This is a genomic window from Nostoc sp. T09 (assembly GCF_002154695.1).
Taxonomy (GTDB): domain Bacteria; phylum Cyanobacteriota; class Cyanobacteriia; order Cyanobacteriales; family Nostocaceae; genus Aulosira.
The window spans coordinates 41,329-49,922 of record NZ_MTAV01000096.1 but is presented as its reverse complement, the minus strand read 5'-3'; the positions used below and the strand labels follow the sequence as shown (position 1 = coordinate 49,922).

Annotated in this window: 5 protein-coding genes and 1 pseudogene; 4 read left to right on the top strand and 2 right to left on the bottom strand. The window is 40.2% G+C overall.

The features are described from left to right. Positions 1-53: 53 nt before the first annotated feature. A pseudogene (locus BV372_RS19890) lies at positions 54-239 on the top strand (YqiA/YcfP family alpha/beta fold hydrolase); the annotation flags it as partial. Positions 240-330: 91 nt separating this feature from the next. Beyond that, positions 331-1,479, top strand: coding sequence for a histidinol-phosphate transaminase (locus BV372_RS19885; RefSeq protein WP_086688223.1), 1,149 nt, complete (start codon positions 331-333; stop codon positions 1,477-1,479). A 12-nt stretch (positions 1,480-1,491) separates the two neighbouring features. Here the strand turns inward: BV372_RS19885 and BV372_RS19880 are convergent, their stop codons facing one another. After that, positions 1,492-2,046, bottom strand: a complete 555-nt coding sequence (locus BV372_RS19880; RefSeq protein ID WP_086688222.1) for a hypothetical protein — start codon at positions 2,044-2,046, stop codon at positions 1,492-1,494. Between the two features lie 779 nt (positions 2,047-2,825). Next, a complete protein-coding gene (locus BV372_RS19875; protein ID WP_256973335.1) occupies positions 2,826-3,485 on the bottom strand; it encodes a GNAT family N-acetyltransferase in 660 nt (219 codons plus the stop codon). 1,506 nt (positions 3,486-4,991) lie between these two features. On the opposite strand from BV372_RS19875, the gene BV372_RS19865 reads away from it, so the two are divergent. Together BV372_RS19865 and BV372_RS38415 are read left to right on the top strand one after the other, a co-directional pair. Continuing rightward, positions 4,992-7,961, top strand: coding sequence for a response regulator (locus BV372_RS19865; RefSeq protein ID WP_373270790.1), 2,970 nt, complete (start codon positions 4,992-4,994; stop codon positions 7,959-7,961). Next, positions 7,909-8,523, top strand: a complete 615-nt coding sequence (locus BV372_RS38415) for an adenylate/guanylate cyclase domain-containing protein (protein WP_373270789.1) — start codon at positions 7,909-7,911, stop codon at positions 8,521-8,523. Before BV372_RS19865 ends, BV372_RS38415 begins: the two co-directional genes overlap by 53 nt. Positions 8,524-8,594: the final 71 nt, after the last annotated feature.

The window sequence follows — 8,594 nt, the reverse complement described above, 5'->3', positions numbered from 1 at the left end:
TTAAGCAAATTCATCTATAGTCAGCTTTTTGCGCTTTCCTATCCGTCGAACTCACGTTAATTTTGCATGGAACTAAGGATGAAGTCATTCCTATTACTGCGAGTCGCGAATTTGCGCGATCGCGTCCTTGGGTGGATTTAGTAGAACTCGACAGCGATCACAGCTTGGGAAATGTCATGGAAGAAATATGGGAAGCCATTCACTTGTTCTGCCAGTTACCCGGAAGCTGTAAAATATGAACTTCTCACAGCACAAATGTCCTTAGTCATTGGTCTTTTGTCCATTACTAATGACTATTGACTAATGACCAATGACTCTTGACTAAAAATTATGCTTCCTTTCATCCGGTCGGATTTAGCTCAATTCACGGCTTACAAACCCCATCCTAGCAGCGATACAGCCGAAGCAGTGGCGACGCAGTTTGATCGGCTGGATACGAATGAAAGCCCTTATGATTTGCCACCAGAATTAAAAGAAAAGCTGGCTTGGACATATCAGCAAATAATTGAAACAAATCGTTACCCTGATGGAGGGCATGAGCAGCTCAAAGAAGCGATCGCTCTGTACGTTAATGAGTCAGCAGCCCTATCATCTACTAGCGTTACTACTGCTAACATTTCTGTGGGTAATGGTTCAGATGAACTGATCCGTTCTTTATTAATCGCCACCTGTCTGGCAGGAGAGGGGTCAATTTTAGTTGCCAATCCCACTTTCTCTATGTATGGGATTTTGGCAAAAACTTTGGGTATTACCGTAGTGGAAGTGGGTAGAAATGAAGCCAATTTTGAAATAGATTTACAAGCTGCACAATCTGCTATTGAACAAACGCAAAATCCCCCGATTCGGGTGGTTTTCGTAGTACATCCGAATTCTCCTACTGCCAATTGCTTAACTGGGGCAGAGTTAGCATGGTTAAGAAGTCTAAGCGAAGAAATTTTGGTAGTAATTGATGAAGCTTACTTTGAATTTAGCCAAACTACCTTAGTGGGAGAATTATTACAGCGGACGAACTGGGTAATATTACGTACTTTTTCCAAAGCTTTCCGTTTGGCAGCTATGCGCATAGGCTATTGCATCGCTCATCCAGAAGCGATCGCCATCTTAGAAAAAGTTCGCTTACCTTACAATCTCCCCAGTTTCTCAATAGCCGCAGCATTAGTAGCGTTGCAAAACCGCAAGCTCTTACTCGCATCGATTTCTCAAACACTGACTGAACGCGACAACCTAATCGACGCGTTGTCACCATACCCAGCCTTGCAAGTCACAGCCAGCGCAGCTAACTTTATTTACTTACGTGTCACACCAAATAGCTGTATCCTTCAAGACGCAGCTCTAAACAGTCTTCATCAACAACTTAGAAAATCTGGTACGCTTGTACGTCTTCTGAGCGGAGCATTACGAATTACTATAGGGACGCATGAAGAAAATACCCGCACCCTAAATCGGTTACAGGCTGCTGTAGCAAATCTTCCATTTTAACCATCAACTTGCTTAGTAATTAAACCTACCTTCTACTCCACTGCCCATACGGCGTACCATTTTCACCGTTTGTGGCAATACACCTACTAACAGGGCAAAAGCAACATCTGGTAAATTAGCTACCGTTTCCAATGGAAAGTATTGTTCAAATTGATCGAGAATCTTCTGGACTCGTTGCTGAGGCACTGGGTTTTCTGTGATTTGTTTGATCAAGCGAATCCATTGTCGCCTAATTAAATAAGCTTTCTGACGCTCTTCATAAGATTCGGGAGTTAATAAAGACAAATTACCTATAGGTAATGCTCTTTGGCAATCACAATCATAGTCTCCGCCTACAGCCGCCCCAGGTCCGGCAAACTCCGCATGGTAGCGTTTATAGAGAATTAAACCATTCCGTTTACGACTATTGACGATGAACACCTTTCCAGTATGTAGTAGTGTGAGGATATCCGAGCCTTGCGATTGCTCAGTTCCGTCTGGCATGACAACATTGTCAAAGAAACTGGTTTCAGGATAATAAGTTGATACCATAGCAATCTGATAGCGTCGGCGTTGTTCGCTATCCATGTTTTCTTAGATTTACGAATAATTGAGTAGTAGTATGCACTAAAATCTGTAATTTGCTGTTAAATCAAATGAGACTTTTGATTTTTCTTATTATTAGGAACTTTTATGGTCAATTTGACTAAAATATGAATAAATAGCTTTGACTGAACAATTGAGTAATCATATTTTATGAAAAATAATTGGGTTTGTCTTCTATTCAAGTCAAGTTTTTTTAAAGTTTTTATAAAGATCAATATCTTAAATACAAAGTTATGATGAGGATTTGATTATCTACTAGATGTTAATTTATGTTTATATATTCACTGTAATTGATTTTTATATATTTCAAAATGTTGGGTTTAAAATTTTTAGTTACAGCTATTTATCATAACTTACTAAATAAGCCTAACCTATGAAGAAATATTTTTTTAATTGCATCTACTTAGTTTTGAAACATATCATTAATAAAAATTTCATAAATTGAAAAATATTAATTTTAAATTGAGCCTACATCCTATAAATCAAAAGCATCTCAATAAATATTGTATCAATAATAGATTGCAGCCAAATAACAAAAATAAATATTATGTAATTAAAATAGTTACTAAAAATAGCAGATAATATCATTTTTTGCTAAACATAAATATATTGTACTATATGCTACAGCATCAAAAAAATACTTAACCCAAATAGTGGCTTAATCTAGTAAAATCTTTAAATACAAAACCCAAATATTAAACTCTTCTTGGACAATCAATTACATGCTGTCAGATCTGCCTGAACAATGCCTAAAGTAAATTTCAAATAATTGAATTATTGTTTAGATGTTTATGTAGTAATATCTGACTTGAGTGTTTTGGGAAAAATATATTCCAATTAGATTCGACTTTATCTACTCGGTATCCCAACTTGAAATATAGTTGCCGTGCCTGGTAGTTATTTTCTAAAACATGCAGGTATAAGTCCTGGAATCCCCATTCCTGAGAAACTTTCTCACAGTTTTGCAATAACCCTGAAGCCACGCCATGCCTACGGTATTCTGGGCGAACAGCTAAATTAGACAGATAGGGAAAACTTCTGCCGGCTTGTGTCCATGAATTACTAAAACGTACACCTAATTCTACAGTTCCTACTAAGTTATCAGCCGCACCTCTAGTAGTGTCGGCAGCAACTAAACAAATGTGATGGGGTGCAGGTAATGCCAGACGGTGCTTCAAGTCTTCATAAATTCCCAAACGTAGTAATGGAAAAGCCCATCCCCATATCCCTTGTTGGGAGTGAAAACTTTCAGTAATAATCTGGGCAACCCCACTCAGATCGGCAGGCGTTGCAGCACGGATTTGGAATTGGCGCTCAGACAAATCGGCGGCAACTGTGACTGGCTCTTGGTGGTATGGGTGAAAAAACCAGGATGTCAAGGCTAGTTTAGTATTAATTAAATTTAACGAAAATTTTCTCAAATATCCTCAAACACCATACAAACTTAATGAAAACCCTTAGCGGAGGAGAGCTTTGAATTTGCAATAATAATGCAAATTCTCTTTTGCTCACTGAGTCAGCAAAGCGCGAAGCCTTTTTGTAAAAAACAGACAGTGCATTTCGCAGCTTTAATAATATTGTTATACACCTTGATATAGATGATATCGATGATCTCGGTTATTTTTCAAGGTAATAACATACTCTGTGCCCTTTTGGGTAATCTATTTATAGATTAAGCGGTGTGGAACTTAATATTTCGCAAAATCTCAAAACCTAGCCATAATCGGTATTCTGTAGATACGAGTTTTGTCTTTATTCATTCAAATCACACTTTTTTAGAATCCCTGTGAAATATAGAGTTTTGAAAAAGCCGCACACGGCGTTAGGTTACTAACTATAGGAGGTTAAGCAATATGGAAAAAAATGAGTCTTGCCTAAATACAATATATCCCAGCTTAATATCACAGCTAAGGTATAGGCTTTGAACTTAAAAGATTGCTATAGTATTAAAAATAACTATGTATAATTCATGACGTTAGACTTTGTAAGATGACGAGATCTTATAAATACCTAGTATTGAGCTAAAAAAGTTTACAAATAGTTGTTTTGAATCTATTTTCTGAACCAGCACGAGAATTTGAACCTGTTATTGATATTTTTGGAAAATTGCCTAGATAAGTTATAGATTAGGCAACTATTGAGATCTGCATGGACATCAACGTTTGATCTCAACCAAAAATATATTTAGGTGTTTTGTTACCTTTGTACTTATTTAGGCAGCATCCTAAATTCATAATTTACTTTCAGATTAGAGGTGAAGGTGATCCAAACCAAATCTACCTGTGCTGCCTTACTTTATACAGGCATGAATTTTATAAGACTGTTGATTATTTCCCATTTTCTAGTTTCTAGGCTGGAGCTTGCCGCCTATGGCTATCGCTGTATTAGTTGCTTTTGGCAATGAGGCATTAAAGGGTACAACTCCAGATTCATTCCCCAACAGTCTTGCTTTATTCCTTATTAGAAACAGGTATTTGTCTAATTGTATACTATGAGATTACATCTTATCCTTGTAATATTGCTGACTCTAACATGAGTATCATAAATAAAATTTACCGATAAGTGTTAGTGCAACTCCTGCACAGGGAAAACTTAATATGCAGCTACAGATGGATTTTTCAGCCAGCTTTGAGTGCTGTACGTGTATAGTATTTGGACAGTTCTCGCCGGAGGTGAGGGAAGATTTGGCAAGCATCAACTCTGTAAGACTAAAACTGAATATCAAAGCAACTGCCCTACTTCAGAGCGAATGGCAATCATTACAAGCCATTGAGGCGAATTACTGTGAGTAAATGCTTTTACACTCAGCACTTATGTAGCCATACAGCTTTATTCGTCAAAATGCTCTGCTCTTACCTGACTCAGAAATATCCCTATCTGATCAGATTATTCTTTATCCAACTGCCGTTGCAGCAGGAAAGCGGTGCATGAAATCCCAACAAGCAAACAGTAAGCCTAAAATTTTGGTTGTCGATGATGAGCCAGACAACCTTGACTTGCTTTACCGCACCTTTTATCGCGATTATAAGGTGCTAAGGGCAACTTCTGGTCCGGCGGCACTGGATCTACTGGCACAAGAGGGAGAGGTTTCAGTGATCATCTCCGATCAGCGGATGCCAATAATGAGCGGTACAGAATTTTTGAGCCTGACAGCAACTCAATATCCAGATATTATCCGGATTATCTTAACTGGCTACACGGATGTCGAAGACTTAGTGGAAGCCATCAATGCTGGGAAGGTTTTCAAATATGTCACCAAACCGTGGGAAGCTGAGGAACTCAAAGCAGTAGTACGCCAGGCCCTTGATACTCACAATGTCCTCAAAGCCCGTACTCGGGAATTAACGCGCACACTACGTCAGGAATCACTGCTGAATACTGTCACTAATACGATTCGTAGTGCTTTAGACTATCGACAAATTTTACAAGCAATTGTCGATACAGTGGGTCATATGTTGGAAGTGGACGTCTGTCTTTTACGTCCCTTCCAAGATGGGCAATTGGTCGATGAAGGATTCATTTACCAGAAGGCCTCTCAAGAGGGAGCAGGAGAGCAAGCAGATAATTCTTTTGCTTCTCCCTTCAGTTCCTTTGTCTCTCAACCTCTATTGGCTGAGACAGTGTGGGAAACCCGCGAAGTACAAGTGATTCATAATATCGCAGATGATGAACGCGTTCAGGGCGAGACTCCAGAACTGCGACAACGTGGCGCAGCTTTTATTGCAGCTAACATCTGTTCTAGCCTAGTTGTACCGCTAATTTGCCAACAAGAACTGATGGCAGTCCTAGCACTGCACCAATGCTCCCAGTCCCGCATTTGGAGGGAAGAGGAAGTGCAGCTAGTGTTGATGGTAGCGGATCAGGCAGCTCTTGCTTTGTCCCAAGCCTATACTTACGAGCAAGTGCGCGCTCTTGCCAAGAGAGAAGCTCTGATCAATACAATTACTACAGCGATTCGCTCTAGCCTTGATCCTCAAGATATCTTTGCAGCTATTACCGAACAACTCGGACAAGCCTTACAAGTCAATGGCTGCGTTCTGTCTTTATGGACAGAAGAAGATGAGTTTGTGGAGTGTGTGGGACTATATGATAGTTCTCAAAATTTAGAAAATAGGATTAAGTCAGCCCAGGAAAAAGTATTAAGTAGCAATCATCATTACCTAACACAAGATTTACCCCACTCTCAGGCCCCAATTAAGGAGAATCTGATTCTGCAAGAAATTTTGCGGACACAGGAGCCAGTAGTAATTGCTGATATGAGCAATTGTCCAGCAGAAATCAGGGGATTTGATTTGCCTTTGAAAATGCCAGCACGATCGCTCATGGTTGTTCCCTTATTGGCTGATGGTAAATGCATCGGTAGTATCACTTTACGTGAAGGTAACAAATCACGTCGGTGGTTAGCTTCTGAGATAGAGTTAGCTAAGGCTGTGGCAGTTCAAGCGGCGATCGCTGTACAACAATCACGTCTATATCAAAAGACTCGCGACCAAGCTGAGCGCTTGTTGCAATTAGATAAACAAAAAACCGAATTTTTCCAAAATATTTCCCATGAGTTCCGCACTCCTATTACCTTAATTCAAGGACCTTTAGAATCAGCCGTAAGTATTGGTGAAGGATTATCCTATGCTCAAAGTGCGATCGCTTTGCGTAACTCCCGCCGATTGCTCAGGCTGGTAAATCAACTATTAGATCTGCAACGCTTGGATGCTGGGAGAATGCAGCCTAGTTTCCGTCCTTGCGATTTAGATGAATTTGTCAGTCAAATTGTGGAATCTTTTCGCCCCTACTGTGAGAAAAAAGGGTTACATCTAGTCACCGATTTAGGTGAATGCCCTCAAGTTTACTTGGATATGGAAAAATTTGACAAGGTACTGTATAACCTCCTGTCGAATGCAATGAAGTTTACCCCTGAAGGTGGCACAATCGGCGTCAGGCTCATATCTGAAGGGAATAATTGCATATTACAAGTACAAGACACAGGAATTGGCATTGTTCAAGAACAAATTCCTCACCTATTTGAGCGATTCCGCCAAGCCGAAGGTTCAGAAAACCGTTCTTATGAAGGTAGTGGTTTGGGTTTGGCTTTAGTCAAAGAATTGGTAGAAATGCACGGCGGTAAAATAACTGTAGAATCAGTTTACGGTGAGGGTACTAGCTTTACACTATGCCTTTTGACTGGCAATACTCACTTACCTATACATCAAGTACAGGAAACTCCTTGTGAACTAAATACTAGCCGGGCCAGTGTGGAATTGGCTGATTTAGAACTAGTAGAGCCGACCATAGAAAATATCGATAACCTTCCAAAAGACCTATCACCCAATTCTGATACTCAGGAATCTCAAGAGTACAATAATGGCAGCAGCTTAAAGGCTAGACATTCAATTTTAGTTGTAGATGATAACCCAGATCTGCGAACCTATGTATCTGAGATAATTCGCGGCAATGGCTATCAAGTCTATACGGCTCGTAACGGTGCAGAAGGATTGCAAATAGCTCAAAAAATGTCACCCAGTTTGATTATCACTGACTTAATGATGCCCTTGGTGACGGGGCTGGAAATGATTCGGATGATCCGCAACGAAGATAAATTGAAAGGAACACCAGTCATTTTGCTTACAGCAAAAGTTGATGAGGAAACCCGTATTGAAAGCACCGAACATGGTGCAGATGCCTATTTAGCCAAACCTTTTAATGATCGGGAACTTCTGGCAGAAGTCAGGAATCTCTTAGCCTTGAAAGAAAATGAACGACGGGTCGTCGAGTTAAATACCTACCTTACAGAATCGGTACTAAAGCGCTTTTTGCCACCTGTATTGGTGAATAGCCGCAGCCGGAGATTTGACTTTAGATTTACGACCAGAACCGCGCTTGATTACAGTTTTGTTCAGTGACATAGTAGGTTTTACCCAATTAGCAAATACTCTTAGATCTCGACGAGTGGCAGAGTTACTTAATGAGTATCTAGAAGCTATGACAAAGACTGTGTTTGACAATGGCGGAACTGTAGATAAATTTATGGGAGATGCAATCTTAGCCTTATACGGAGCGCCAGAAGAATTAACACCGAACGAGCAAGTGCGTCGTGCCATTAATACGGCAAGGGCCATGCATCGTTCACTAGATCAATTAAATCAGCGCTGGCAAAACCAAGGTATATTTGACTCTCACGGACATGCTGGCGTCAAGTTTCGTTGTGGTATCCACCAAGGTACAGCGGTTGTGGGAATGTTTGGTAGCGCCGAACGCGCCGACTACACGGCTATAGGTCCAAGCGTCAATATTGCAGCCAGGTTGCAAGCTGCCGCTATTCCCGGTACTATCTTGGTTTCTGCTGCCGTGGCAGATTATTTACAGGATGGAGAAATTACTAAAGTCAGTCCCTTAGAACTTAAAGGAGTAGATGAAACAGTTCTGACCTTCGCTGTTACACCAGAGCTAATGGCTAATCGCTGAGAGTAGACTGGATTTTAAAGCGTTAGTTTAGTAAAGAGTAATAGCGCAAAATCAGATCCAGTTAGAAATTT

What these genes read in the sequence shown, in the direction of transcription:
- BV372_RS19885 (WP_086688223.1), top strand. Translation starts at nt 331, where the DNA reads ATGCTTCCTTTCATCCGGTCGGATTTAGCTCAATTCACGGCTTACAAA.
- BV372_RS19880 (WP_086688222.1), bottom strand. Translation starts at nt 2,046, where the DNA reads ATGGATAGCGAACAACGCCGACGCTATCAGATTGCTATGGTATCAACT.
- BV372_RS19865 (WP_373270790.1), top strand. Translation starts at nt 4,992, where the DNA reads ATGAAATCCCAACAAGCAAACAGTAAGCCTAAAATTTTGGTTGTCGAT.